Origin of the sequence: Mycobacterium sp., assembly GCF_029961025.1 — a bacterium.
Taxonomy (GTDB): domain Bacteria; phylum Actinomycetota; class Actinomycetes; order Mycobacteriales; family Mycobacteriaceae; genus Mycobacterium.
Genome location: NZ_JASBVP010000006.1, coordinates 252,705 through 277,183 on the forward strand (window position 1 = coordinate 252,705; position 24,479 = coordinate 277,183).

Annotated in this window: 21 protein-coding genes and 1 pseudogene; 16 read left to right on the plus strand and 6 right to left on the minus strand. The window is 67.0% G+C overall.

Features of this window, described 5'->3' with window-relative positions:
* Positions 1 to 64: 64 nt before the first annotated feature.
* Entirely contained in the window at positions 65 to 598 is a 534-nt protein-coding gene (locus QJR12_RS09135; protein ID WP_300580995.1) for an AmiS/UreI family transporter, read from the minus strand.
* A gap of 399 nt (positions 599 to 997) precedes the next feature.
* On the opposite strand from QJR12_RS09135, the gene recA reads away from it, so the two are divergent.
* The 4 genes from recA to QJR12_RS09155 all read left to right on the plus strand — a co-directional run bounded on the left by recA (position 998) and on the right by QJR12_RS09155 (position 6,140).
* Entirely contained in the window at positions 998 to 3,349 is a 2,352-nt protein-coding gene (gene recA / locus QJR12_RS09140; protein ID WP_300580998.1) for an intein-containing recombinase RecA, read from the plus strand.
* Positions 3,315 to 3,836, plus strand: a complete 522-nt coding sequence (recX, locus tag QJR12_RS09145; protein ID WP_300581001.1) for a recombination regulator RecX — start codon at positions 3,315 to 3,317, stop codon at positions 3,834 to 3,836. The genes recA and recX overlap by 35 nt, the downstream gene beginning before the upstream one ends.
* A 145-nt stretch (positions 3,837 to 3,981) precedes the next feature.
* Positions 3,982 to 5,517: a tRNA (N6-isopentenyl adenosine(37)-C2)-methylthiotransferase MiaB gene (gene miaB / locus QJR12_RS09150; protein ID WP_300581003.1), complete on the plus strand. Its 1,536-nt coding sequence runs from the start codon at positions 3,982 to 3,984 to the stop codon at positions 5,515 to 5,517.
* On the plus strand, positions 5,514 to 6,140 hold the full coding sequence (locus tag QJR12_RS09155) for a hypothetical protein (protein ID WP_300581005.1): 627 nt from the start codon (positions 5,514 to 5,516) through the stop codon (positions 6,138 to 6,140). Before miaB ends, QJR12_RS09155 begins: the two co-directional genes overlap by 4 nt.
* A gap of 46 nt (positions 6,141 to 6,186) precedes the next feature.
* On the opposite strand, the gene QJR12_RS09160 is transcribed toward QJR12_RS09155, so the two are convergent.
* Positions 6,187 to 7,494, minus strand: coding sequence for a DUF349 domain-containing protein (locus QJR12_RS09160; RefSeq protein WP_300581008.1), 1,308 nt, complete (start codon positions 7,492 to 7,494; stop codon positions 6,187 to 6,189).
* A 329-nt stretch (positions 7,495 to 7,823) separates the two neighbouring features.
* Here QJR12_RS09160 and QJR12_RS09165 point away from each other — a divergent pair, with 329 nt between their 5' ends.
* The 8 genes from QJR12_RS09165 to QJR12_RS09200 all read left to right on the plus strand — a co-directional run bounded on the left by QJR12_RS09165 (position 7,824) and on the right by QJR12_RS09200 (position 16,174).
* Complete coding sequence (locus QJR12_RS09165; RefSeq protein ID WP_300581277.1) at positions 7,824 to 8,729, plus strand: DMT family transporter; 906 nt, start codon at positions 7,824 to 7,826, stop codon at positions 8,727 to 8,729.
* Positions 8,730 to 8,970: 241 nt separating this feature from the next.
* On the plus strand, positions 8,971 to 9,888 hold the full coding sequence (locus QJR12_RS09170; RefSeq protein ID WP_300581010.1) for a DMT family transporter: 918 nt from the start codon (positions 8,971 to 8,973) through the stop codon (positions 9,886 to 9,888).
* 134 nt (positions 9,889 to 10,022) lie between these two features.
* Positions 10,023 to 10,928: a DMT family transporter gene (locus QJR12_RS09175; protein WP_300581013.1), complete on the plus strand. Its 906-nt coding sequence runs from the start codon at positions 10,023 to 10,025 to the stop codon at positions 10,926 to 10,928.
* Between the two features lie 18 nt (positions 10,929 to 10,946).
* Positions 10,947 to 11,642: a hypothetical protein gene (locus tag QJR12_RS09180; RefSeq protein ID WP_300581016.1), complete on the plus strand. Its 696-nt coding sequence runs from the start codon at positions 10,947 to 10,949 to the stop codon at positions 11,640 to 11,642.
* Positions 11,643 to 11,652: 10 nt separating this feature from the next.
* The gene (miaA, locus tag QJR12_RS09185) at positions 11,653 to 12,588 is read left to right on the plus strand and encodes a tRNA (adenosine(37)-N6)-dimethylallyltransferase MiaA (RefSeq protein WP_300581279.1); all 936 of its coding nucleotides are present in this window, start codon (positions 11,653 to 11,655) and stop codon (positions 12,586 to 12,588) included.
* Positions 12,585 to 13,457: a diaminopimelate epimerase gene (gene dapF / locus QJR12_RS09190; protein ID WP_300581018.1), complete on the plus strand. Its 873-nt coding sequence runs from the start codon at positions 12,585 to 12,587 to the stop codon at positions 13,455 to 13,457. Before miaA ends, dapF begins: the two co-directional genes overlap by 4 nt.
* 46 nt (positions 13,458 to 13,503) lie before the next feature.
* Positions 13,504 to 14,943, plus strand: a complete 1,440-nt coding sequence (hflX, locus tag QJR12_RS09195) for a GTPase HflX (protein WP_300581020.1) — start codon at positions 13,504 to 13,506, stop codon at positions 14,941 to 14,943.
* 70 nt (positions 14,944 to 15,013) lie between these two features.
* Entirely contained in the window at positions 15,014 to 16,174 is a 1,161-nt protein-coding gene (locus QJR12_RS09200) for an acyl-CoA dehydrogenase family protein (protein WP_300581021.1), read from the plus strand.
* Between the two features lie 137 nt (positions 16,175 to 16,311).
* Here QJR12_RS09200 and QJR12_RS09205 read toward each other — a convergent pair.
* Positions 16,312 to 17,469: pseudogene (locus tag QJR12_RS09205) on the minus strand (TerC/Alx family metal homeostasis membrane protein); the annotation flags it as partial.
* 156 nt (positions 17,470 to 17,625) lie between these two features.
* Here QJR12_RS09205 and QJR12_RS09210 point away from each other — a divergent pair.
* Entirely contained in the window at positions 17,626 to 19,710 is a 2,085-nt protein-coding gene (locus QJR12_RS09210) for a hypothetical protein (RefSeq protein ID WP_300581024.1), read from the plus strand.
* A gap of 43 nt (positions 19,711 to 19,753) precedes the next feature.
* Here QJR12_RS09210 and lexA read toward each other — a convergent pair whose 3' ends face one another.
* On the minus strand, positions 19,754 to 20,455 hold the full coding sequence (lexA, locus tag QJR12_RS09215; protein ID WP_300581027.1) for a transcriptional repressor LexA: 702 nt from the start codon (positions 20,453 to 20,455) through the stop codon (positions 19,754 to 19,756).
* A gap of 263 nt (positions 20,456 to 20,718) precedes the next feature.
* Between lexA and QJR12_RS09220 the strand changes: the two genes are divergently transcribed.
* The 3 genes from QJR12_RS09220 to QJR12_RS09230 all read left to right on the plus strand — a co-directional run bounded on the left by QJR12_RS09220 (position 20,719) and on the right by QJR12_RS09230 (position 22,422).
* Complete coding sequence (locus QJR12_RS09220) at positions 20,719 to 21,192, plus strand: peptigoglycan-binding protein LysM (protein WP_300581029.1); 474 nt, start codon at positions 20,719 to 20,721, stop codon at positions 21,190 to 21,192.
* Between the two features lie 157 nt (positions 21,193 to 21,349).
* Positions 21,350 to 21,814, plus strand: a complete 465-nt coding sequence (gene nrdR, locus QJR12_RS09225) for a transcriptional regulator NrdR (RefSeq protein ID WP_300581281.1) — start codon at positions 21,350 to 21,352, stop codon at positions 21,812 to 21,814.
* 116 nt (positions 21,815 to 21,930) lie between these two features.
* A complete protein-coding gene (locus QJR12_RS09230; RefSeq protein ID WP_300581031.1) occupies positions 21,931 to 22,422 on the plus strand; it encodes a peroxynitrite isomerase in 492 nt (163 codons plus the stop codon).
* Positions 22,423 to 22,702: 280 nt separating this feature from the next.
* Here QJR12_RS09230 and QJR12_RS09235 read toward each other — a convergent pair whose 3' ends face one another.
* Both QJR12_RS09235 and QJR12_RS09240 read right to left on the minus strand, forming a co-directional pair.
* On the minus strand, positions 22,703 to 23,389 hold the full coding sequence (locus QJR12_RS09235) for a PhzF family phenazine biosynthesis protein (RefSeq protein WP_300581034.1): 687 nt from the start codon (positions 23,387 to 23,389) through the stop codon (positions 22,703 to 22,705).
* Positions 23,390 to 23,422: 33 nt separating this feature from the next.
* Positions 23,423 to 24,445 carry an alpha/beta hydrolase gene (locus tag QJR12_RS09240; RefSeq protein ID WP_300581036.1) on the minus strand — a complete coding sequence of 341 codons (1,023 nt, stop codon included), beginning with the start codon at positions 24,443 to 24,445 and terminating at the stop codon, positions 23,423 to 23,425.
* Positions 24,446 to 24,479 lie beyond the last annotated feature (34 nt).

The following is a 24,479-nucleotide window of genomic DNA, read 5'->3' on the forward strand; positions in this document are numbered from 1 at the left end:
TTCATCAACCGTCGACTGCGTCGTGGTGGTGTCGGTCCGGCGGATATGGGAGAAACTAGAGAAATTACTTGTGCACCACCGGCCACCAATTTCCAAAAGGCCAGTACCCGTAGAGATAGAGCCAGCCGGTGATCGCGACCTCTATTCCCACGAAATAGGTCATCGCTATCGTGGGCTTCAGTATCCACGGAGGCTTGCCGGTGTGAAGTTGGTAAAACATGTACCACAAGACGCCATAGCTAATCCACTCGAATGTCCATCCTAGATCGCCGCCCAGCAGTGCTTTTATGGCGTACGGGATCGTAACGAACGCGACCAGCTCGCAATAGATGCCGAGTGCCCTTTGGTCCGTCGCTCCCCTCATGGCGTTCCACCCGGTCCATAAGTAGGTCACGCCGAACAGCGCCCCACCAGCAGCAATCGGGTAGTTGTGCTCGACTAGTCCGAAGTATAGCGCTGTGCCCGTTGCCAGGAGGCCGACGAACACATTGAAAATCCCCGCATCATAAGAATCTGTTTTACCCCGCAACCATGCGGCATTCACAATCAGGATCATTCCGATAAACAAATAATCGACACCCAGGAGACTACCGTTCAATACCGGACCTCCCCTATCTGGAATGATCCCGTGGTGATCTTCGCGGCTAATCTTAGACGTAGCAGCGATTTTCCGGGCAAGTTTGCGGTGATGCGATCACCGGATCGAATTTGCCGGTCATCTGCCGGCGGCTCTCAATGGGGCGGCCGCGCAAAAGCCTAGCCAGGGTGGCTCACCGCGTTGGGTCCGGCTGTTTGCGGGGCCGGCGGCCCTGGCCGTGCGTTTCAGATCTCGACCGCCACACGGCGCGCCTCCTTGCCATCGAACACACGTTCGCTAATGTGGTGGGGTGTTCGACGGTGAAGATGCTGGTCAGGCCACTTGTCAGACGCTTCCACTAGGGTCACGGCCAACCGATCGACACCGGTCGACCGAACAGCAACCACAGGAGACACCACTATGACGCAAGCCCCTGATCGTGAGAAGGCTCTCGAGTTGGCGGTGGCCCAGATCGAGAAGAGCTACGGCAAAGGGTCGGTGATGCGCCTCGGCGACGAGGTGCGTCAACCGATCTCGGTGATACCAACCGGGTCCATCGCGCTGGACGCCGCCCTGGGCATCGGTGGCCTGCCTCGTGGGCGGATCGTGGAGATCTACGGGCCGGAGTCCTCGGGGAAGACCACCGTCGCCCTGCATGCGGTGGCCAATGCCCAGGCCGCCGGAGGCATCGCGGCATTCATCGACGCCGAGCACGCCCTAGACCCGGAGTACGCCAAGAAGCTCGGCGTGGACACCGACTCGTTGCTGGTCAGTCAACCCGACACCGGGGAGCAGGCATTGGAGATCGCCGACATGCTGGTGCGCTCCGGCGCGCTGGACATTCTGGTGGTCGACTCGGTGGCCGCGCTGGTGCCGCGAGCGGAGATCGAGGGCGAGATGGGCGACAGCCACGTCGGCCTACAGGCCCGGCTGATGAGCCAGGCAATGCGGAAAATGGCTGGTGCGCTGAATAATTCAGGAACAACCGCGATCTTCATCAACCAGTTGCGTGAGAAGGTAGGAGTGTTGTTCGGAAGCCCCGAAACCACAACTGGTGGAAAGGCTTTGAAGTTCTACGCCTCGGTGAGGCTGGATGTCAGGAGAATCGAGACGCTCAAGGACGGTACCGAAGCGGTCGGTAACCGCACCCGGGCCAAAGTCGTCAAGAACAAGTGCCTTGCAGCGGGTACCCGGATCTTCGATCCGCTCACCGGCGCGACGCATCGTATTGAGGATGTCGTCGACGGACGGAAGCGGATCCATGTGATGGCCGCGGCCAAAGACGGCACGCTGCATCCGCGGCCCGTGGTGTCCTGGTTCGACCAGGGAACGCAGGATGTGATCGGGTTGCGGATCGCCGGCGGCGCGACCGTTTGGGCAACGCCCGATCACAAAGTGCTGACAGAGTACGGCTGGCGCCAGGCCGGGAAACTCCGCCGGGGAGACCGGGTGGCGCAACCGCGGTGCTTCGGCGGATTCGGTGACAATGCTCCTATTTCGCCCGATCAGGCACGGCTGCTCGGCTACCTGATCGCGGACTCTTACGCAAGCGGTAGTCCCCCGATTCATTTCATCAACGTTGATCAGGCACTCATCGATGACGTGGCCCGAATCGCAGCGACGCTCGGTTGTGCGGCCGATCCGCAGGGGCAGAACTCCGTTGCGATCACTCCTCGGCCCGGCGAGCGCAATGGTGTCCTGGATCTGTGCCAGCAGGCCGGTGTTTCCGGAAAGCCCGCATCGGAAAGGACGATTCCGCATTGGTTCTTCGGGCCCGACATTGCTGCCGACATTGTCGGTAATTTACTGTTCGGCCTGTTCGAAGGCGGTGGTCAGGTAGGCCGGGGACATGCCGGAGCGCTTCTGGCCGGATACACCACGACCTCTGAACAGCTTGCCCACCAGATTCATTGGCTGCTGTTGCGATTCGGAATCGTGAGTAGCGTCCGAGATTACGGTCCGGCCCAGAAATCGCCGAATACCGCCCTCGGCCGACGAATTCGGGGCCGCCGGGTGTTGGAGGTCCGGATCGCAGGCATGGAAAACGTCAGGGCATTCGCGCAATCGGTTCCCATGTGGGGACCGCGCGGTATCGCCCTTGTCCGGGTAATTTCACAGGCTCTGCCGCGGCCGCGGTGTGGATCGCAGGTGACATATCTTTCCGCGGAGGTGACCGGCGCCGTGCTGAATTACCTGCAAGAGCGCGGCGTGAGCGTGCGAGAGGCGGCAACGCTGGTCGGCGCGGGAGCCGGGAGCACCCGTGGCGGAATGAAGCGGGTCTTAGGAGGTGTCAGCCGGCTGCGCAGGGACCGTGTGCAGGCGCTTGCGGATGCCCTGGATGACACGTTTCTGCGTGCTGTGCTGATCGAAGAACTGCGGTACTCGGTGATCCGAGAAGTACTGCCCGCGCGGCGGATGCGAACATTCGACCTCGAGGTCGAGGAGCTACACAACCTGGTCGCGGAGGGGGTTGTCGTGCATAACTGTGCGCCACCGTTCAAGCAGGCCGAGTTCGATATCCTCTACGGCAAGGGCATCAGCAGGGAGGGCTCGCTGATCGACATGGGTGTGGATCAGGGCTTCATCCGCAAGTCCGGTTCCTGGTTTACCTACGAGGGTGAGCAACTCGGTCAGGGCAAGGAGAATGCCCGCAACTTCCTGCGGGAAAACGCCGACATAGCCAACGAGATCGAGAAGAAGATCAAAGAAAAGCTCGGCATTGGTGCGGTGGTGACCGATGACGACGTCTTGCCCGCACCCGTCGATTTCTGAACCGTCTCGCGAGGAGCAGGCCCGGGCGTTGTGCCTGCGCCTGCTCACCGTGCGGGCACGAACCCGGGCCGAATTATCCGCGCAGCTCGCGAAACGCGGATACCCCCACGACGTCAGCGACCGGGTGCTGAACCGGCTGACCGCCGCCGGGCTGATCGATGACACGGAGTTCGCCGACCAATGGGTGCACGTCAGGCGGGCCAGCGCGGGGAAAAGCAGGCGCGTGCTGGCCGCCGAGCTGCACGCCAAGGGCGTCGACGACGATGTCATCAGCGCGGTGATGGACGGTATCGACACGGATGTCGAGCGGGAGCGGGCCGAGCGACTGGTGCGGGCCAGGTTACGACGGGAGGACCTCACTGACGATGATGCGAGGGTGTGTCGTCGGTTGGTGGCGATGTTGGCGCGCCGCGGCTATGACCGGGTGATGGCATCCGAGGTAGTGTGCGCCGAGTTGGCCGCCGAACGGGACCGTCGCCGGGTGTAGGCGGGGCAGCGGCCGGGCCCAACCGGTGGCACGGGGACAGCGGGTGCCGATCCTCGGCGACGTGGTGTGCCGTCGTCGCGTTCGGGCGCACCACGGTCGGGCGGGCGGCCAACCGGGAGCCCTCACGTCGCCGTACCATGGCCCCGTGACGTCAACGGCGGCGCAGGGTCTAAGGAGCGCGGGAACCGCAGACGGGGGCGCGCCCGGGCGTGGGCGCACCTATCAGGTCCGCACCTACGGTTGCCAGATGAATGTCCATGATTCCGAGCGGTTGGCGGGCCTACTGGAGGCGGCGGGCTACCAGCGCGCGCCCGAGGGTTCCACCGCCGACGTGGTGGTCTTCAACACCTGTGCCGTGCGGGAGAACGCCGACAACAAGCTCTACGGCAACCTGAGCCACCTGGCGCCGCGCAAACACCGCAACCCGGACATGCAGATCGCGGTCGGCGGCTGCCTGGCTCAAAAGGACCGGGACGTGGTGCTGCGCAAAGCGCCGTGGGTCGACGTGGTCTTCGGAACCCACAACATCGGTGCGCTGCCGACGCTGCTGGAGCGGGCGCGTCACAACAAGTCCGCGCAGGTGGAAATCGTCGAGGCGCTGCAGCAGTTTCCCTCCACGCTGCCGTCGGTTCGCGAATCCGCGTATTCTGCCTGGGTTTCCATCTCGGTAGGCTGCAACAATCGGTGCACGTTCTGCATCGTCCCGTCGCTGCGCGGGAAACAGGTCGACCGCAGCCCGGCGGACATCCTGGCCGAGATCCGGGCGCTGGTAGACACCGGGGTGCTCGAAATCACCCTGCTGGGACAGAACGTCAACGCCTACGGGGTCGCCTTCGCCGATCCGCGGCTGCCACGCAATCGCCACGCCTTCGCCGAGTTGCTGCGCGCGTGCGGGCACATTGACGGGCTCGAGCGGGTCCGGTTCACCTCCCCGCATCCGGCCGAGTTCACCGAGGACGTCATCGAGGCGATGGCGGAAACCCCGAACGTCTGTCCGGCCTTGCATATGCCGCTGCAGTCCGGCTCCGACCGGGTCTTGCGGGCGATGCGGCGCTCTTATCGCGCCGAGCGTTTCCTGGGTATCATCGAGCGGGTACGCGCGGCCATACCGCACGCCGCGATCACCACCGACGTGATCGTCGGTTTCCCCGGTGAGACCGAAGAGGACTTCGCCGCGACCCTGGACGTCGTGCGGCAAGCGCGGTTCGCGGGCGCGTTCACTTTCCAATACTCCAAACGGCCCGGCACGCCCGCAGCTGAAGTTGCCGATCAGATCCCGAAAGCTGTTGTACAGGAACGCTATAGCAGGTTGGTAGCGCTGCAGGAGCAGATCTCACTGGAGGAGAATCGCGCCCAGATCGGCCGAACGGTGGAGGTCTTGGTCGCCATCGGCGAGGGGCGCAAGGATGCCCACACCGCGCGGATGAGCGGGCGGGCACGGGATGGCCGGCTGGTGCATTTCACCCCCGGCGGACAGCAGGTGCGGCCCGGCGACGTCGTCACCACGGTGATCACCGACGCCGCGCCGCACCATCTCATCGCGGATGCGGGCATTGGCTCTCACCGCCGGACCCGTGCCGGTGAGGTGCACGCCACCGGGCGGCGCGGTGTTGTCGGCCTCGGCATGCCCGGTGTCGGACCGCCGGCCGATCCGGTCGGTGCAAGCGGGTGCACCCGATGAACGCCGGGCGGCAGCCTGATGGCTTCGACGCCTTCAAGACCGATATCGAAGAGGCGGAACGCCGTATCGCCCGGGAGATCGAGCCCGGCGCCAGAGCTGTCGTCGTCGCCGTCCTGGTGTTCGTGTTGCTGGGGTCGTTTATTCTGCCGCACACCGGCGACGTCAACGGTTGGGACGTGCTGTTTGGCACCCACGGCGCGCGCACGGCCGCGGTGACGTTGCCGTCACGGATGTTCAGCTGGCTGGCGCTGGTGTTCGGCGTCGGTTTCTCGATGCTGGCCCTGCTGACCCGGCGTTGGACGCTGGCCTGGGTGGCACTTGTCGGCACGGCGGTCGCCAGCGCCGGCGGGTTGCTGGCGGTGTGGTCGCGACAGACCGCGGCCGCCGGCCATCCGGGTCCCGGTCTCGGACTCATCATCGCGTGGATCACGGTGATTGTGCTCACCTTCCACTGGGCCCGGGTGGTGGGGTCGCGCACCCTTGTCCAACTTGCCGCCGAACAGCAGCGCCGGCGTGACGCCGCGGCCCGACGCTTCACCATCCCACCGGAAAACCCGGCGCGCCGCAGCGCGGCCGATGACGGTCCGCCCGATCCGGAGAGCGATAAGCCGCAGCGGGATTGACAGCCCGGTTGCGGCTCGGGGTGTTCGGGGTTCGGGCGGGGTCGGCCTAGGGCCTGCGGGTCAGCGCGTTAGCGGCCGCCTCGGCCCACTGACGCCACTGCGCGGCGCTCGCCTTCGCCTCCTCGGCTTCTTTGCTGCGTCCGGCGGCTTCGGCTTTTTGTGCCTGGCGTTCGAATTGCTCGGCTCGGGCGCGGAACTGCTCGGCACGCGCCAGCGCCTGCGGATCCGACCAGTCCGGCTGGGCCTCACGGATCTTTTTCTCGACCGCGCGCAGTCGCCGCTCCAATTCCGCGGATCGTTCCCGTGGCACCCTGCCGATCGCATCCCATCTCTCGGTGATCGACCGTAGCGCCGCCCGCGCGGCGTCGAGGTTGCTGGTGTCGAGTTTCTCCGCCTCGGCCAGGAGCGCTTCTTTCGCGTGCGCATTGGCCCACAACTCCGCTTCCCGTTCCGCGGTCGCCGCATTTCTCGCCGCGAAAAACGCGTCTTGAGCGGCCTTGAACCGGCGCCACAGGGCCTCGTCGACCTCGCGGGCCGCTCGCCCGGCCGCTTTCCATTCGTTGAGGAGTTTGCGGAATTCCGCGCTGGTGGCACCCCAGTCCGTGGATCGCGATAGTTCCTCGGCGCGTTCACACAGCCGTTCTTTTGCCTGCCGAGCACCGGACCGCTCCCGGTCGAGCCCGGCGAAATGGGATCCCCGCCGCCGGTTGAAGGTGTCCCGGGCGGCCGAGTAGCGCTTCCACAACGCGTCGTCGGTCTTGCGGTCCAAGCCGGTGATCGTCTTCCATTCCTCGAGGATGGCGCGGAGCCGGTCGCCGGCCGCCTTCCACTGTGTCGAGTGCGCGGCCAGTTCCTCGGCCTCGGCGACCAGCGCTTCTTTGCGGGCCGTCTGGGCGGCGCGCAGCTCTTCGCGGCGGGCGCGGTCCGCGGCGGTGACGGCCTCGGCGTGTTCGCGAATAGCGTCCAAGCGGGCCGCGAGGGCGTCGACGTCGCCGAGCACATTTGCCGTCGGCAAGGCCTCAGCCAGCGCCGCCGCGGCACTTTTGATCTTGCGGGCATCGCCGGTGCCCGACGCCAGCCGCTCCTCCATCAGCGTGATCTCGGTGTTCAGGTCCTCGAAGCGCCGCCCGAAATGAGCGAACGCGGCCTCGGGATCGCCGGCCTGCCAGCAGCCGATGACCCGCTCACCGGTTTCGGTGATCAGCCACACCATGCCGTCGTCATCGACACGACCGAATCGGCGCGGATCGTTGGCCGCTGGCGACGCTGAGGCGGTAGGTCGGGGCCCTGGACGCGGTCCCGGACGGGGAGCTGGCTTGGGCGAATCACTGGTCCGGGGCTTTTCGGCCGTCATGTGCTTCCGTCACCTACCCTTCGCGCGAGTCATCCCCGCGCACCTGCCGCGCGTTGCGGCGCCATCAGCTCACCGTCGGAAGTCCGCCGGCCCACCGGCCGTGACAGGATCCCCCCGACAGTTCCCACCAGCTATTCAAGCAGCTTGACCGGTGACGCGCCGCCGGGCCGGTGGCGCTCATGAAACCGTAGACCGGTCTTCGTTCACCAACCGCCGGATGCTGCGGCGCGGCGGCGTCTCAATTTCCCGGAGGGCGGCTACCGTCGTGCCATCATCTGCCACGAATGCCGCTAACGGCCGGCGGCCCGACATCGCCGAGGAGGGTACCCATCGCCAAGGTGGATCTCGCGGCCGGGCTCGCCCTGGTGGCGGCGGTGATATCCGGGGTCGGTGATGTCATCCGGCAGCGCTGCGCCCAGCGGGTCACCGAGGAGCCGGTCGGGCACGTTGCGCTGTTCCGGATGTCGCTGCGGGACAGGCTGTGGTGGTTGGGCGGCACCGCCGCCGTGGTCAGTTTCGGACTGCAAGCGGTGGCGCTGGCGCTGGGATCGGTGGTGCTGGTGCAGGCTCTGCAAGTCACGGCGCTGTTGTTTGCGTTGCCCATTTATGCGCGCCTGGCGCGTCAACGGGTGACCGGGTGGGAGTGGCTATGGGCGGTACTGCTGGCCGCCGCGGTGGCGGTGTTCGTCACCCTCGGCGACCCGGCAGCCGGTCGCCAACGGGCTTCGCTGGAATCCTGGAGCGAGGTGGCGGTCGTCCTGGGCCCGGTGTTGGTGTTTTGCGTGGTGGGTGCACGGATCTGGTCGGGTCCGCTGGCCGCGGTGCTGTTGGCTGTGGTGTCGGCGTCGTCGTGGGCGTTGTTTGCGGTGCTGACCAAAGGCGTGGTCGCCGTGCTTGACGACGGCCCGGGAGCGATGCTGCGCGCGCCGGAGCCCTACGGGTGGGCATTGGCCGCGTTGATCGGGGCGGTGTTTCAGCAGTCGGCATTTCGCGCCAGCGCGCTGACCGCCTCGTTGCCGGCCATGACGGTGGCCGAGCCGGTGGTGGCGTCGGTGCTGGGGGTCACCGTGCTGGGCGAGACCCTTGAGGTCAGCGGCCCGGAGATGGTTGCTTTGGCGGCCGCGGTGGTGGTGGTGATCGTCGCGACCGCGGCCCTGGCCCGCGGTGAGGCCGCCACTTTGACGGCTGGCGGCAAAAAGCCGGTGGAACCCGGACGCCAGCTCGCCAGGGCGTAATTCGGAAGCTCTCGGCGGCGGTAGGGAAGCACCGAGTCGTGCCTGTCGTGTTCTCGGGCTGGCCGCGCTCATGCGTAGGTTAGTAGCTAGGGTAGGAAGCTCTACGGGGGCCGGAACCCATCGCAGTCGCGACGGTGTCCAGCGCAATCAGGCCCAGTGAGTGTCGGCGTGGCGCCGGGCGTAAAGAACAGCGCGTACTCGAGTCGGCTTTCGGGCCGCACATCGGCGAGGAGGTCACCGGATGTCGAAGGCGGATATCGCGGTGTGGCTCGCCCTGTGTGCCGCGCTGGCCGCCGCGATCGGCTCGGTGATTCGGCAGCGCTCCGCGCAGGAGATCACCGAGAAACCGGTCGGCCCGGTGGCGCTGTTCGCCCTGTTGGTGCGCGACACCCGATGGTGGCTGGGCGGCGCGGGGGACATCGCCAGTTACTGCCTGCTAGCCGTGGCCCTCGACAAGGGCTCGGTGATGTTGGTGATGGCGCTGCAGGTGACGGCCCTGCTCTTCGCCCTGCCCATTTATGCGCGGGTGACCCGCCACCGGATCACCGCCCAGGAGTGGCTGTGGGCGATATTGCTGGCCGGGGCATTGGCGATCGTCGTGGCGGTCGGGCAGCCGAAAGCCGGCACTTCACACGGCTCGCTGGGAAGCTGGATCGTGGTGGGCGCCGTGATGGGTCCACTGCTGGGGCTTTGTGTGTTGGGCGCCCGCGCCTGGGCGGACCGCCCGGCCGCGGCGGTGCTGCTGGCGGCGGTGTCGGGTTCATCGTTGGCGCTTTTCGCGGTGTTGACCAAGGGCGTTGTCGAGGTGGTCGAACACGGTGCCGGCCGGCTGCTGCATTCTGCCGAGCTGTACGCCTGGTTGCTGGCCGGGCTGACCGGGATGATCTATCAGCAGTCGGCGTTTCGCGCCGGCGCGCTGACCGCCTCGCTGCCGACGATGACGGTGGCCAAACCGGTGGTGGCCTCGGTGCTCGGAATCACCGTGCTTGGTGAGACCCTGAACGCCGACGGCACCGAGTGGGTTGCGCTGGGGGTAGCGGCGGCGGTGGTGATAGTTGCCACGATTGCGCTGGCCCGCGGCGAGGCCGCGACCATGGCGGCCGGCGCCGGGCGCGATGCGAGAATAGCCCAGCGGCCCGCGGCGCCGTCACAACCCTGATCGGCGGGGTGTCAGGATTGACGTGAATAGCCCCGGGCGCGCCGCGAACGCGGAGAGCCGCTGCGCCCGCGTGGTTGTGAAACAGTTGGTGGCACGTGACGGCCCCGGCCCGGCACGACGGTGAGGAGGTGGCGATGGCGAAAGCGGATATCGCGGTGCTGCTCGCATTAAGCGCCGCGCTGGTCTCCGCGATCGGCTCGGTGATCCGTCAGCGGTCCGCGCAGGAGGTCACCGACCGGCCCGTCGGCCCGTGGGCGCTGTTCGTGCTCTCGCTGCGCGATGGGAGATGGTGGTTGGGAGGCGCCGCGGCCGTGGCGAACTACAGTCTGCAGGCCGCCGCGCTGGGTCTCGGGTCGGTGATCCTGGTGACGGCATTGCAGGTGACGGTGCTGCTGTTCGCGTTGCCGATCAATGCCCGCCTGACCCACCACCGGGTCACCCGCTGGGAATGGATGTGGGCCGCGCTGCTGGCCGGTGCGGTGGCGGCGGTCATCACGATCGGTCACCCGACGCAGGGTCAGCAGCGGGCCTCCCTGGGAACCTGGGCGGTTGTCGCCGCGGTGATGGGCCCGATATTGGTGTTGTGTGTGGTGGGCGCGCGGACCTGGTCGGGATCGGTGGCAGCGGTGCTGCTGGCGATGGTCGCCGGCTCGTCGCTGGCACTGTTCGCGGTGCTGACCAAGGGAGTCGTCGAAGCGGGGGAAGGTGGCGCCGGGGCGCTGCTACGCGCGCCTGAACTGTACGCCTGGATGGCGATGGCGCTGACCGGGATGGTGTTTCAGCAGTCGGCGTTTCGTGCCGGCGCCCTGACCGCCTCGTTACCGACCATGACCATGGCCAAGCCGGTGGTGGCGTGGATCTTGGGGATCACGGTGCTGCACGAGTCGCTGCGCGTCGACGGCCCGGAAGTGTTCGCGTTGGTGGCGGCGGTGATCGTCGTGATCCTGGCGACCGCGGCCCTGGCCCGAGGCGAGGCCGCCGCGATGGAGGCGCGTGCCGCCGCCACGGTGGCGGTCGACGCCCAACCGGTCACCGCGTAACGACGCTAATTTGGTGGCGTGTTGGTCGCTATTGCGATTGTCCCGTCTGCCCCGGTGCTGGTTCCCGAACTCGCCGGAGCCGCCGCCGCCGAAGTGGATGAGGCACGGGCGGCGGTGATCGCAGCGGCCGCATCGTTGCCGCCGCGGTGGGTGGTTGTCGGCGTGGACCGCGCGGACCGGGTGCTGCACCCGGAAACCACCGGAACGTTCGCCGGTTTCGGGGCCGACCTGCGGGTGCGCCTCTCGCCGCGGACCGGCGATCGGGCCGAGCAACTGGTCGAGTTACCGTTGTGTGCGCTGTTTGCCGGCTGGGCCCGTGGTCAGGCCCGGCCCGAGGCCAGCGCCGAGGTCCGGGTCTACGCCGAGACCCATGATGCCCACGCCGCGCAGGCACGGGGCAGGCAGCTGCGTGCCGAGATCGACGCGGTGGCCGAGCCGACCGGGGTGCTGGTCGTGGCCGACGGCGTGACCACCCTCACACCCACCGCCCCTGGCGGCTACCAGCCCCGCGACGCCGCCATTCAACGCACCCTCGACGATGCGCTGGCCTGCGGTGACATCGCCACCTTGGGCCGGCTGCCCGCACAGGTCGTCGGCCGGGTGGCGTTTCAGGTGCTGGCCGGCCTGGCCGCGCCGGCGCCTCGGTCCGCCAAGGAGCTCTACCGAGGAGCGCCCTATGGCGTGGGCTATTTCGCCGGCGTGTGGCAGCCGTGACCCGCTCGTCGTGAGACCACTGGTGATCGTCGGCCCCACCGGCACCGGCAAGTCGCAGTTGGCGCTGGATGTCGCCGAGCGCCTCGGCGGCGCGAGCGGCGTCGAAATCGTCAATGCCGACGCGATGCAGCTTTACCGCGGCATGGACATCGGCACCGCGAAACTGCCGTTGAGCCAACGGCGCGGCATTCCGCATCACCAGCTGGACGTCCTAGAGGTCGGTGAAACGGCCAGCGTCGCCCGCTACCAGCAGGCGGCTGCCGCCGACGTCGAGGCGATCGCGGCGCGTGGAGCGGTGCCGCTGGTGGTGGGCGGCTCGATGCTCTACATCCAATCGTTACTCGACGACTGGTCCTTCCCGGCGACGGATCGGCAGGTGCGGGCCAAATGGGAGCAACGACTCGCCGAAATCGGTGCCGCCGGGTTGCATGCCGAACTGGCGGATCGCGATCCGGCGGCGGCCGCCTCGATCCTGCCCACCGACGGCCGCCGCATTGTGCGCGCACTGGAGGTGGGGGAGCTTACCGGGCGGCCGTTCGCCGCGTCGGTGCCCAGCATCGGCGCCCCGCGCTGGGACGCCGTGATCGTCGGATTGGATTGCGACACTGAACTTCTCGACGATCGTTTGGCCCGCCGTACCGAAGCGATGTTTGCTCATGGTCTGGTCGACGAGGTGGTCACCCTGCTCGGCCGGGGACTGCGCGAGGGCCTCACGGCTTCCCGGGCCTTGGGCTACGCCCAGGTGATCGCGGCGCTCGACGCCGGTGGGGGAGCCGACCGGCTGGAGGAGGCGCGCCGGAAGACCTATATCGGTACCCGCCGCTACGTGCGCCGCCAGCGGTCATGGTTTCGCCGCGACCACCGCATCCACTGGCTCGATGCGACCTCGGACCGCCTCGTCGAGGACACCGTGCGTGCCTGGCGGCACGTATCGTTGAGCAGGTGATCTTCGCCAAGGGCCATGGCACGCAGAACGATTTTGTGCTGTTAGCCGACCTGGGCGCCGAATTGACGCTGACGCCCGCGGCGGTGGCCGCGGTCTGTGACCGCCGCCGCGGGCTGGGTGCCGACGGTCTGCTGCGGGTGACGACGGCACGCGCGGCGCTGGCGGCCGGGGTGCTGGAGCGCCTGCCCGACGGCGTGAGCGCGGACGACTGGTACCTGGACTACCGCAACGCCGACGGCTCGGTCGCGCCGATGTGCGGCAACGGCGCGCGGGTGTTCGCGCACTACCTGCACGCCGCCGGATTGGAGACCCGTGATCGGTTCACGATCGGGTCTTTGGCCGGCCCGCGGCCGATCACGCTGCATCGCGCCGATGCGACCACCGCCGACGTCACCGTCGACATGGGCAAGGCCAATCGGCTGGGCACGGGGCAGGTCGCCGTGGGGGGTCGCCGGTTCAGCGGGGTGGCGGTCGACGTGGGCAACCCGCACCTGGCGTGCGTGGACCCGCGGCTAACCGCTGAGGCGCTCGCGGCGTTGGAGGTGGCTGCGCCGGTGACCTATGACCGGGCGCAGTTTCCCGACGGCGTCAACGTGGAAATCCTCACCGCCCCGTCCGGTGGGGCGGTGTCGATGCGGGTACACGAACGAGGCGTCGGGGAAACCCGCTCGTGCGGAACCGGAACCGTTGCTGCCGCGGTGGCCGCACTGGCCCACGTCGGTTCCGGTACCGGCACGCTCACCGTGCGCGTTCCTGGCGGGGAGGTTCTCGTCACCATCACCGATGCCACCAGCTACTTGCGGGGACCGTCGGTGCTGGTGGCTCGGGGCGACCTCAGCGAGGAATGGTGGCGAGCGCAGCTGCGTTAATCGTGATGCACAATGCCGATTTGGCGGGCACCATCAGTAATTGCCTATGACACATTCTGGATCTCTTGACGCCGTCGTGTCGCCCACCGCAGGCGAGTTAGCGCTCGATGATCGATCAGCGCTACGCCGGGTCGCGGGGCTGTCCACCGAACTCACCGATGTCTCCGAGGTCGAGTATCGCCGGCTGCGCCTCGAGCGGGTGGTGCTGGTCGGGGTTTGGACCGACGGCAGCGCCGCGGACGCGGAGGCCAGCCTGGCCGAGCTCGCGGCGCTCGCCGAAACGGCCGGCTCACAGGTGCTGGAGGGATTGATCCAGCGCCGCGACAAGCCCGATCCGGCCACCTATATCGGCTCGGGTAAGGCCGCCGAACTGCGCAAGGTGGTGCTGGCTACCGGCGCAGACACCGTGATCTGCGACGGCGAGCTCTCCCCGGCACAGCTGACCGCGCTGGAGAAGGCGGTCAAGGTCAAAGTCATCGACCGCACCGCGCTGATCCTCGACATCTTCGCCCAGCACGCCGTCAGCAGGGAGGGCAAAGCCCAGGTGTCCCTGGCGCAAATGGAGTACCTGCTGCCGCGGCTTCGCGGATGGGGCGAGTCGATGTCGCGGCAGGCCGGCGGCCGGGCCGGGGGAAGCACCGGCGGCGTGGGTTTGCGGGGTCCCGGTGAGACCAAGATCGAGACCGATCGCCGTCGCATCCGCCAACGGATGGCCAAACTGCGGCGCGAGATCAAGGCCATGAAACAGGCCCGAGACACCCAGCGCAGCCGGCGCCTGGGCAGCGACGTGCCGTCCATCGTGATCGTCGGTTACACCAATTCCGGCAAGTCCAGCCTGCTTAACGCCCTGACGGGGGCCGGGGTCCTGGTGCAGGATGCGCTGTTCGCGACCCTGGATCCCACCACTCGCCGGGGAGAGTTTCCCGACGGGCGGCCATTCGTGCTCACCGACACCGTGGGCTTCGTGCGCCACCTGCCCACCCAGCTGGTCGAGGCGTTCCGCTCCACGCTGGAGGAGGTCGTCGACGCCGATCTGCTGGTCCACGTCGTCGACGGCGCCGGAGTCAACCCGCTGGCGCAGATCAGCGCGGTGCGTCACGTCATCTCCGAGGTGATCGCCGACCACCGCGGTGATCCGGCGCCGGAGCTGTTGGTGGTCAACAAGGTCGACGCCGCCAGCGATCTGGCACTGGCCCAGCTGCGTCGCGCCCTACCGGGGGCGGTGTTCGTCTCCGCACGCACGGGTGAGGGCATGGACGCGTTGCGACGGCGGATGGCCGAGCTGGCGGCGCCGGCCGACACCGCGGTCGACGTGGTGATCCCGTATCACCGCGGCGATCTCGTCTCCCGGGTGTATGCCGACGGCCGGGTCCAGCAAACCGAGCACGAGGCGGCCGGCACGCACATCCGGGCCCGGGTGCCGTTGGCCCTGGCGGCGAGTTTGCGCGAGTTCGCCGCGGTGCCCGGCCCGGCCCCGACCCCATAGACCGGCGCCCGACCAACCAGCTGGTTGGTATATCTTGGGCGCCAGCATCCCCAGCTGTCGGAGGTCGTCGATGAGCGGTGTCGTCAAGTATCAGCGCACTCTGTTTGAGCCCGAGCATGAGCTTTTCCGTGAGTCCTACCGGGCCTTCCTCGACCGCCATGTCGCGCCGTACCACGACGCCTGGGAAAAGGCGAAGATCGTTGACCGCGATGTCTGGCTCGAGGCCGGCAAGCAGGGCTTTCTGGGTATGGCGGTGCCCGAGGAATACGGTGGCGGGGGCAATCCCGACTTCCGGTACAACACGATCATCACCGAGGAGACCACCAAGGGCCGCTACAGCGGTATCGGCTTCGGGCTGCACAACGACGTGGTTGCGCCCTACCTGCTGCGGTTGGGCACCGAGGAACAAAAGCGGCGGTGGTTGCCTAAGTTTTGCACCGGGGAACTGATCACCGCGATCGCCATGACCGAGCCGGGCGCCGGAAGCGACCTGCAGGGCATCAAAACCCGTGCCGTCAAACACCGCGACCATTATCTGCTTAACGGATCAAAGACGTTCATCACCAACGGAATCAACTCCGATCTGGTGATCGTGGTGGCGCAGACGGACCCGGAAAAGGGCTCCCAGGGCTTCTCGCTGCTGGTCGTCGAGCGCGGGATGCCGGGTTTCGAACGCGGCCGTCACCTGGATAAGATCGGCCTGGACGCCCAGGACACCGCGGAACTGTCGTTCAGCGACGTCAAGGTTCCCGCGGAGAACCTCCTCGGCGAGGAGGGCATGGGGTTCATCTATCTGATGCAGAACCTGCCCCAGGAGCGCATCGCGATCGCTATCATGGCGGCCGCCGCGATGGAGGCCGTGCTGGAGCAGACGCTGCAATATACCAAGGAGCGCAAGGCCTTCGGCCGGCCGATCGGCAGTTTCCAGAACAGCCGGTTCCTGCTGGCCGAGCTGGCCACCGAGGCCACGCTGGTGCGGATCATGGTCGACGAGTTCATCCGACTGCACCTCGACGGAAAGCTCACCGCAGAGCAGGCGGCGATGGCTAAGTGGTACGCCACCGAAAAGCAGGTGCACCTGATCGACCGCTGCCTGCAGCTACACGGAGGTTACGGCTACATGCGCGAATACCCTATCGCCCGAGCATATTTGGACGCGCGTGTGCAGACGATATACGGTGGCACAACCGAGATTATGAAGGAGATCATCGGCCGCAGTCTCGGTATCTAACCCGGGCGACGGTGCCGGTTGTGAAACCGCCGCTGACCGGATGGGGTTCCCCCTGGGCTATCGCCCGGAACCGGCGGGTTCTCAGTCTCCGGGGGTGCGCTTCGGGTTTGGCCCGGCCGGTGCGTGTCGTGCATGTGGTGCGCCTTGCGCAACAGCTCGTCGAGTTCGTCTTCGTCTTGGATTCGGGCACGGTATTTCATTGGGAGCGCGTTGATTTGGCCTTCTTCGATGAGCAGTTCAGCGAATATTTTCTCGCGCTCGGCGGGATCGAGTTCCCGATACCGGTTGAGATACTCCCTGGCGTGGCGACGGGCCCGAGCGACCGTGTTCTGGGCGCGTCCGCGAGCCGACAGCAACGACATTCCAGTGGTGACAACCAGGATGGCGATGATCACCATGAGCGACACCCCGGTGCTCACCTCGCCGACCGGGACTGGGCTACCGTGGTTGATGAACGGAACGCTGTTCTCGTGCAGCGCCTGCAGCAGCAGCTTGACACCGATGAAGCCCAGGATCACCGCCAGCCCGTAGGACAGGTAGACCAGTCGGTCCAGCAGTCCGTCGATCAGAAAATACAACTGGCGCAGACCCAATAGCGATAACGCGGTGGCGGTGAACATCAGGTAGATGTTCCGGGTAAGCCCGAATAGCGCCGGAATCGAGTCGAATGCGAACAACAGGTCCGTGCCGCCTACCGCGATCATGGCGAGCAGCATCGGGGTCATCACCGATTTGCCGTTCTCGGCGGTGAAAAGCCGGTCGCCGTCGTAGCTGGCGGAGGTCCGCAAGAAGCGGGTGGCAAGACGAATGACCACACTCTCGGCCGTGCGCCGCTCGGAGTCCTCGGGTTTGGCGAGTTTGTCGGCCGTCATCAGCAAGACCAGACCGAACAGGTAAAACGCCCAGTTGAAAACCCTGATGAGCGCCGCCCCGGCAAGGATGAATCCGGTGCGCGCGATCAGCGCGAACAGGATGCCGAACAGCAGTACCTTTTGCTGAGCACCCCGCGGGACGGTGAACCTGCCCATGAGCACCAGGAAGACGAACAGGTTGTCCACCGACAGGGCCTCGTTGCTGAGATAGCAGGCGAAATATTGGGCGCCCATCGTGGTGTCGCCGACGATGACGACGCCGATCCCGAACAGTAGCGCGATGCCCAGATAGAGTGCCGACCAGACCGCGGCGTCACCCAACGTGGGCAGGTGGGTCTTGCGGATGTGGAAGACGTAGTCCGCCAGCACCAACCCGAGGATGACCGCGACCGTCAGCGCCCAGACCAGTTCGGAAGCGCCCATGTCAGTTGCGGTCCCTCTCCCGGCGTGTGCTGAGCGGTTGTCTTCGGCACGGTAACCTACGCGTCGCCGCGAACGCGGTGAGATTGCCGGCGACACGGACGCGGGCCTGTCTCATTTCCACATCGGTCGGGTCGGCGCTTTCGTAATGTCTGCGATATGACAGTGCAATTGTCGTTCGCGGGAACAGTGGCAGGTCGCCCGGCGACCCGGGGCGCCGCCGCGCGGCGGGGGGCCAAGACCCGCGCCCGGGTGGAGCCCGGCGCCAATGGGGGTGTGACTCCCCGAAGCGGGGAGTCGGCGCCCTTGCCGGGGCCGGCCGGGCAAGCCGTCGCCGGGCAGTCCCGCCCGGCTATCGGTAACGGCATTTCGGCGGGCCGGAACACCCGGGTGAGTCGGCGGGGGGGCGGAGTCGGGATTGTCGGGCTTCTGGGGCTGGCTGTGGCGACGACGCTGGCCGCCCTCGTGCTGGTCGCGCCCCTGGCGGCGGCGTCCCCGGAGAGCGACGCCGAGGCCGCCATCACATCGGCCTGGGAGCGTGCCGGCGGCGACAATTCCGTGCTGGGAGCCAAGCAGGGTGACGTCTATTCCGTCGGCGACGGATTCGCCCAGAATTTCGCCGGCGGCAAGATGTTCTACACCCCGGCAACCGGCGCGCACGCAATGTACGGTGCGATCCTCGACAAGTACGAATCCCTTGGCGGTCCCGTCGGCAGCGCTCTGGGTTTCCCGACAACCGATGAGGTTCCCGGCCTGATCGGACCGGACAGCCGGGTCAGCCTGTTTTCCGCCAGCGACAAGCCGGTGATTTTCTGGACGCCCCAGCACGGCGCGTTCGTGGTGCGCGGCGCGATCAATGCCGCGTGGGACAAACTCGGCAGCTCCGGCGGTCCGCTCGGCGCACCGGTAAGCGACGAAACCTACGACGGTGAACTTGCCACCCAGAGGTTCAGCGGCGGCCAGGTGTCGTGGAACAGGCTGACCAAGGTTTTCGCCACCATCCCGCCCGAGTTGGCGAATCAATTGACGGGTCTGCAGGTGCCGATCGATCCGACCGCGGCCATCGACACGGCTTGGCGTGCGGCCGGCGGTGCGACCGGTCCGCTGGGCGCCAAAAGGGGCGAGCAACATCGCATCGGCGATAACGGCATCGTGCAGGACTTCGCCGGCGGCAAGGTCTACTTCAGTCCGGCTACCGGGGCCAACGCCGTCGAGGGGGCGATTCTGGCCAAGTATGAGTCACTGGGCGGGCCGGTCGGCAGCGGCCTGGGTTTCCCGATCGCCAACGAGGCCGACGGCGGGCTCCCGGCGAGCCGGATCAGCAGGTTTTCCGCCGCGGATAAGCCGGTGATCTTCTGGACACCCGCCCACGGCGCCTTTGTGGTGCGTGGGGCCATGAAAGCAGCCTGGGACAAGCTCGGCGCCGCGACCGGCGTGCTCGGCGCGCCGGTCGGCGACCAGGCGGTCGACGGCGGCTTGGTCACCCAGACGTTTACCGGGGGCACGATTTCCTGGAACCCGGCAAAGAACACGTTCAGCACCGTGCCGACCAACCTGGCCTCCCAATTGGTCGGCTTACAGGTGCCGGGGCAGAACCTGCCCAGCGGTTCGGCATCGATGACATCGGGCAACTCGGGCAAGGGGCTGAGCTGGCACTGGTGGTGGCTGAAGGTCGCGGTACCGGTGCTGGCGCTGATCGCAATCCTGGTGCTGGCGGTGCTGGGGTGGCGAGGACGTCGTGCCGGCCGCGAGGCCGAGACCTATGCCACCGATGTTGCCACCGATACCGGGGCCTATAGCATCCGGACAACCGAATCCGCGGTGGGCACCGACCACGAGCCCGGGGTTGAGGCGGGACGACCCGCGGCACCGGCCGGCGCGGGCGCCGGCACGGGTGTGGAAGCCGATCTGGAAAACCCCGATGAGGTAGACACCGCCCCTACCCGTGTCCCGTCGCCGGCCGAGGTGCGCAGGGGGCGACACGCGGCCGCGGAGACCGAGGACATCGATGACCACGCCACCGCACCACCGCACCAGCTTCGACCCGGAAGGACCGCTCGGCTGGCGATCCATCTTCCGTTGGACGACCCGTATCAGGCGCCGGAAGGCTACCCCATCAAGGCCACCGCCGGTGGCGGAACCTACTACACTCCCGATCACCCGCGGTATCCGGAGGTTCTCGCCGATATCTGGTTCGCCAGCGAAGAAGCCGCGCGGGCTAACGGCTTCATCAGAGCGAGCTAGCGACGTCTAAGCCCGGCACCGGCTGCGGTGGCGCCACACCCGGTTAAATCTTGCGAATCACGGTGACCACTTTGCCCAGTACGGTGGCGTCGTTGCCGGGGATCGGTTCGAAAGCCGGGTTGTGCGGCATGAGCCAAATCTGGCCGCCGGTGCGTTTGAACGTCTTGACGGTGGCCTCACCGTCGATCATCGCCGCCACGATGTCCCCGTTCTCGGCCACGTTCTGCTGACGGACCACGACCCAGTCGCCGTCGCAGATCGCCGCATCGACCATCGAGTCACCGACCACCCTGAGCAAAAAGAGCGTCCCTTGGCCAACCAGCCCGCGCGGCAGCGGAAAGACGTCTTCGATGGCTTCCTCGGCCAGGATGGGACCGCCGGCGGCGATCCGGCCGAGGACCGGGACGAACGCGGGTTCGGGCAAGGCGTCGGAGTCGCCGACATCGGCCGGCGCCGGCGGAGCGGCGACTTCGTCGGCGCTGCGCACGTCGACGGCGCGAGGACGGTTGGGGTCCCGGCGCAAATACCCTTTGCGCTCCAGCGTGCGCAGCTGGTGCGCCACCGAGGATGTCGACGTCAGGCCCACGGCGTCCCCGATTTCGCGGATGCTGGGCGGATACCCACGGCTGGTGACCGACGCGCGGATGACGTCGAGAATGGTGCGCTGCCGCTCGGTCAGCGCTGAATCGACCGATTGCAGGCGGCGGCCTGGCTCGGCGTTCCGGTTGTCGCTGCGCTCGCTCATGAGCCCGAATGGTAGCCCAACTGCCGCCAGTTATCAAACGTGTGTTCGAGCGTGTCCTGCCCGGAAGGTCGGCAAGTGCCGGAGGCGGACCCGCTCCCGAGCTCGGTGTCGGTGGCTTGGCCTACGCTTCGGGCGCATCGGACACCGGATCGGTCAAATGTTCGGAAGACGGGCGGATGTGGTATATATTCGAACACACGATCGAATAAAAGAACACGGCCGAGAGATGAGCCAGATGAGCCAGAGATGAGGAGGAAGGCACGATGACAGCGTTCGGCACCGTCCCCAAGAGCGCAGCCCGAGGCTCCGCCCGGGCGCACCCCGGCGGGTGCGGCCGGCCCGCGCCCCACGGACCCGGCTCCCGACGACCGGAGGGCGCGTCGCCGCGCTACCGGGGTCCCGCCGTCATGATGTCCACCGCACCGCATCGCGGACGTGCCGTGACTCCGGCGACGACGGTGGTGCTGGCCCTGCTGGCCGCGGTCATCACCGGGTGGCTGGGGCTGCTGGCGCAATTGCGAGACACCTCCCCAGGCACCGCCGAGGGCGGACCGCCCCGGGTTCCCGACCGGCTGGCGGTGGTGCGGGTCGAAGCCGGGGAGACCGCGCAACACCTTGCCGCCAGGGTGGCGCCCGGGGCGCCGGTCGGGCAGGTCATCGAACGTATCCGGGAACTCAACGGCGTGGAACCCGCGGCACTGGCGGCGGGTCAGACGCTGATCGCACCGGTTGGGTAGCGACCCGGCCATGCATCGCGAGAACCCCGAGGGCTCGGCGATCGCCCGCTTGGGCGCCGGTGACGCGGCATCGACGGCGGCGACGGTCGCCCTGCGCCGCGGTGCCCAGGTACTCTCGGAGTGGTCGGAGACCTGTCGGCGCGACGGAGGAGCGGTTATGCACTGTCCGTTTTGTCGCCATCCCGATTCCCGGGTGGTCGACTCCCGGGAAACCGATGAGGGTCAGGCCATCCGGCGCCGCAGATCCTGCCCCAAATGCGGTCGGCGATTCACCACCGTCGAAACGGCCGTGCTGGCGGTGGTCAAGCGCAGCGGTGTCACCGAGCCCTTCAGTCGAGAGAAAGTCATCCGCGGCGTACGGCGGGCGTGCCAGGGCCGTCAAGTGGACGAAGACGCGTTGAACCGGCTGGCCCAACAGGTGGAAGACACGGTCCGTGCCACCGGGTCGGCGGAAGTCCCGAGCCACGAGGTAGGGCTGGCCATCCTCGGACCGTTACGAGAACTGGATGAAGTGGCCTACCTGCGGTTCGCCTCCGTGTACCGATCGTTTTCTTCGGCGGATGATTTCGAGCGCGAGATCGAGGCGCTGCGCGCACACCGCAAAGTGTCGACTCCGAGCTGACGGTCGGCGATCCGGCCGGGTCGCAGCCAGCTGTTCGTCGGCTGCGCTGGGCACCGTGGCCGTTGCCCGTTCCCGCGCCGTTGGGTGTTGGACGGCGCGCGGTTAGGCTAAACAGCGTGTCCGCCGTTCTGCACCCCGATTTGCAGGAGCTGGCGCCGCTTCTCGGGACTTGGGCGGGTCGCGGCTGCGGCAGATATCCGACGATCGAGCCGTTCGAGTACCTCGAGGACGTCGTGTTCTCCCATGTGGGCAAACCGTTTCTGATCTACGGCCAAAAGACCAGGGCGCCGGATGACGGAAAGCCGCTGCACGCCGAGAGCGGCTATCTTCGGGTGCCGCGATCGGGTCGGGTGGAACTGGTCCTGGCCCACCCCACCGGCATCACCGAAATCGAGGTGGGCACGTATGCGGTGAACGGGTCCGTCATCGAACTCGAATTGACCGCCTCGTCCATCGGGCTGAGCCCGACCGCCAAAAAGGTCAGCGAGCTCGCCCGGCGCTTTCGCCTCGACGGCGACGAGCTTTCCTACTCCGTGCAGATGGGCGCGGTCGGCCAGCCCACGCAGAACCATCTCACCGCGGTGTTACACCGCAAAAGCACAAGCTGAATGCCGATCGTCCCGCAATTCGGGGTGTTGCGGAATTTCCGGAAATCTCCACCGATCGAGGGCAATTTCCGTCGATTGAGGAGTGTGGGACGACGCGCCCGTTTGGAACCGGGCCTGTTCGGCAATGCCCAAAGGTCCCCAGAAAGGTCACAGTCTTGGGGTGCCATGGATGGCCCATGGGTGGCTATGTCAACTTGTCCGACCCGAGCTGGCCTTGCTGCGGCGCTGGCGTGGCACCGGGTCAGTCCCCGACCGCGGTCGAAGAACATCGTGGACGACCCTAGACGAAGTGCGTCACCCCGTCGCTGACGACCCGGCCGGCCACCTGAACCCAGCCCTCCGGACTCCAGGTGGTCCAAATTACCGAGCCGTTACCCTGGATGATGGTGAGGTCGCGGCTGAGATAGTCGGTGATGCGCACCGCCGCGGCGCCGGTCGCTTCATCTTCGGGAATCCCCACATTGGCGGCGAACATCCGGGCACGTAGCACTCCCGCCGACCGGTCGGTCCAGGTCCACAGGTAGTGCTGGACGTCGTCGGGAAAGTCGGCCGGGTTGGCGGCGGCCAGCTCGTCGAGCGAGTCGAGGTCGTGTATCGCGAATTCCGGTGCCCATTCCGAACGGGCGCGGATGGCCGTCAGGTCGTCCGGGTAGCACACCTGCACGATGCCGGCCGGGACCTGCAGGGTCCGGATCGGCATGCCCTGCTCGCGCAGCCACCACGATGCTCCCACAGTCGGATGACCCGCGAACGGCAGTTCGGTACGGGGGGTGTAGATGCGCGCCTGAGCGGTCGCCGACCCGCCGCTAGGAAGATCCACGAATATCGTTTTGCTATAACCTAATTGAGCCGCCAGCCGCTGCCTGTCCCGGGGGTGGACCGCGCGAGCGTCCACGACGCCCAGCGGGTTTCCGAAATTGCCTTCTGAGTCGGTGAAAACCCGCAAGACGGTCACGTCGAAACCCATGGGCTGACTGTACGACGCCTGCGCGACGAGTGATCAGGTGGCGCTGCGTTCGTCTGCGCCCATCGCGTTGAGGACGGCGACACGGGCGTCAGCCGGACCGGAGACGGAACGCTCGCCGCTGCCCAAGCGAAGCAACTCACGCAACGCTTCCTGATCGTATTCGGCCGGCTCGGTGGTATCGATGAAGCGTTCGACCACCTCGATGAAGCGGTCCGGGTCGTCGTGGAACGGGAAATGCCCGGAGCGCTCGAAGATTTCCAGCCGAGAACCCGGCATCGCCGCATGCGCCATCCAGGCATGCTTTACCGGCACGACGACATCATGGGTACCCCAGATGATCTGTACTGGAATAGCTTTCGCTAAATAGCAGCGGTCCAGCATGGTCACGATTTGACCGCGCCAGTCCACCACGGCACGCAATGTCCGGGTAAACGCCGAGGAGGCCTTCGGTTCCGGCAAGTTGGCCAGCACTCGCAAAATATCGGGGAGGTCGCGGCCCACTCCGGTTGATCCGAGCATCATCCCGACCACACGCCCGGCCAGCTGCAGCGTCGGGAGCACCAACGGCAGCCGCAGCAACGCCAGTGCCTCCCCGCCCCAAGGCAACGAGGCCCAGCGCAACAGGATGTTGACGTCCTTGGTGACACCGCCGGTGGCCACCAGGACCAGCCGCTCGACCAGTTGGGGGAACTGGTAGGCGAACTGCATTGCCACCCCGCCGCCCAGCGAGTGGCCGACTATGGTGACCCGATCGATGCCGAGTACGCTCAGCAGATCCCGCATCCCGTTGGCATATGCCGCAACCGAATAGTCCGCACGCGGTTTGTCGGACTGCCCGTGGCCCAGCAAGTCGACGGCGATGACGGTGAACCGCTGCGCCAGCCTGGCCTGCACGGCGTTCCAGGTGGTGGAGTTGTCGCCGATCCCGTGGATCAGCAAAATCGCCGGCCCCGAACCGGCGATCCGGAACGCCCGCCGGTAGCCGTGGATGGTGCGGAATTGCAGCGACGGCGCCACTTCGCGCACGGGGCGGAGATGTGGCTTGCGCTCCGTCATGTCGCCAACCTCGGTGCCGGGCCCGGTGGGGCGG

What these genes read in the sequence shown, in the direction of transcription:
- QJR12_RS09155 (WP_300581005.1), top strand. Translation starts at nt 5,514, where the DNA reads ATGAACGCCGGGCGGCAGCCTGATGGCTTCGACGCCTTCAAGACCGAT.
- QJR12_RS09235 (WP_300581034.1), bottom strand. Translation starts at nt 23,389, where the DNA reads ATGGGTTTCGACGTGACCGTCTTGCGGGTTTTCACCGACTCAGAAGGC.
- recX (WP_300581001.1), top strand. Translation starts at nt 3,315, where the DNA reads ATGACGACGTCTTGCCCGCACCCGTCGATTTCTGAACCGTCTCGCGAG.
- QJR12_RS09160 (WP_300581008.1), bottom strand. Translation starts at nt 7,494, where the DNA reads ATGACGGCCGAAAAGCCCCGGACCAGTGATTCGCCCAAGCCAGCTCCC.
- hflX (WP_300581020.1), top strand. Translation starts at nt 13,504, where the DNA reads ATGACACATTCTGGATCTCTTGACGCCGTCGTGTCGCCCACCGCAGGC.
- QJR12_RS09240 (WP_300581036.1), bottom strand. Translation starts at nt 24,445, where the DNA reads ATGACGGAGCGCAAGCCACATCTCCGCCCCGTGCGCGAAGTGGCGCCG.
- recA (WP_300580998.1), top strand. Translation starts at nt 998, where the DNA reads ATGACGCAAGCCCCTGATCGTGAGAAGGCTCTCGAGTTGGCGGTGGCC.
- lexA (WP_300581027.1), bottom strand. Translation starts at nt 20,455, where the DNA reads ATGAGCGAGCGCAGCGACAACCGGAACGCCGAGCCAGGCCGCCGCCTG.
- nrdR (WP_300581281.1), top strand. Translation starts at nt 21,350, where the DNA reads ATGCACTGTCCGTTTTGTCGCCATCCCGATTCCCGGGTGGTCGACTCC.
- QJR12_RS09220 (WP_300581029.1), top strand. Translation starts at nt 20,719, where the DNA reads ATGACAGCGTTCGGCACCGTCCCCAAGAGCGCAGCCCGAGGCTCCGCC.
- QJR12_RS09210 (WP_300581024.1), top strand. Translation starts at nt 17,626, where the DNA reads ATGACAGTGCAATTGTCGTTCGCGGGAACAGTGGCAGGTCGCCCGGCG.
- QJR12_RS09200 (WP_300581021.1), top strand. Translation starts at nt 15,014, where the DNA reads ATGAGCGGTGTCGTCAAGTATCAGCGCACTCTGTTTGAGCCCGAGCAT.
- QJR12_RS09170 (WP_300581010.1), top strand. Translation starts at nt 8,971, where the DNA reads ATGTCGAAGGCGGATATCGCGGTGTGGCTCGCCCTGTGTGCCGCGCTG.
- QJR12_RS09175 (WP_300581013.1), top strand. Translation starts at nt 10,023, where the DNA reads ATGGCGAAAGCGGATATCGCGGTGCTGCTCGCATTAAGCGCCGCGCTG.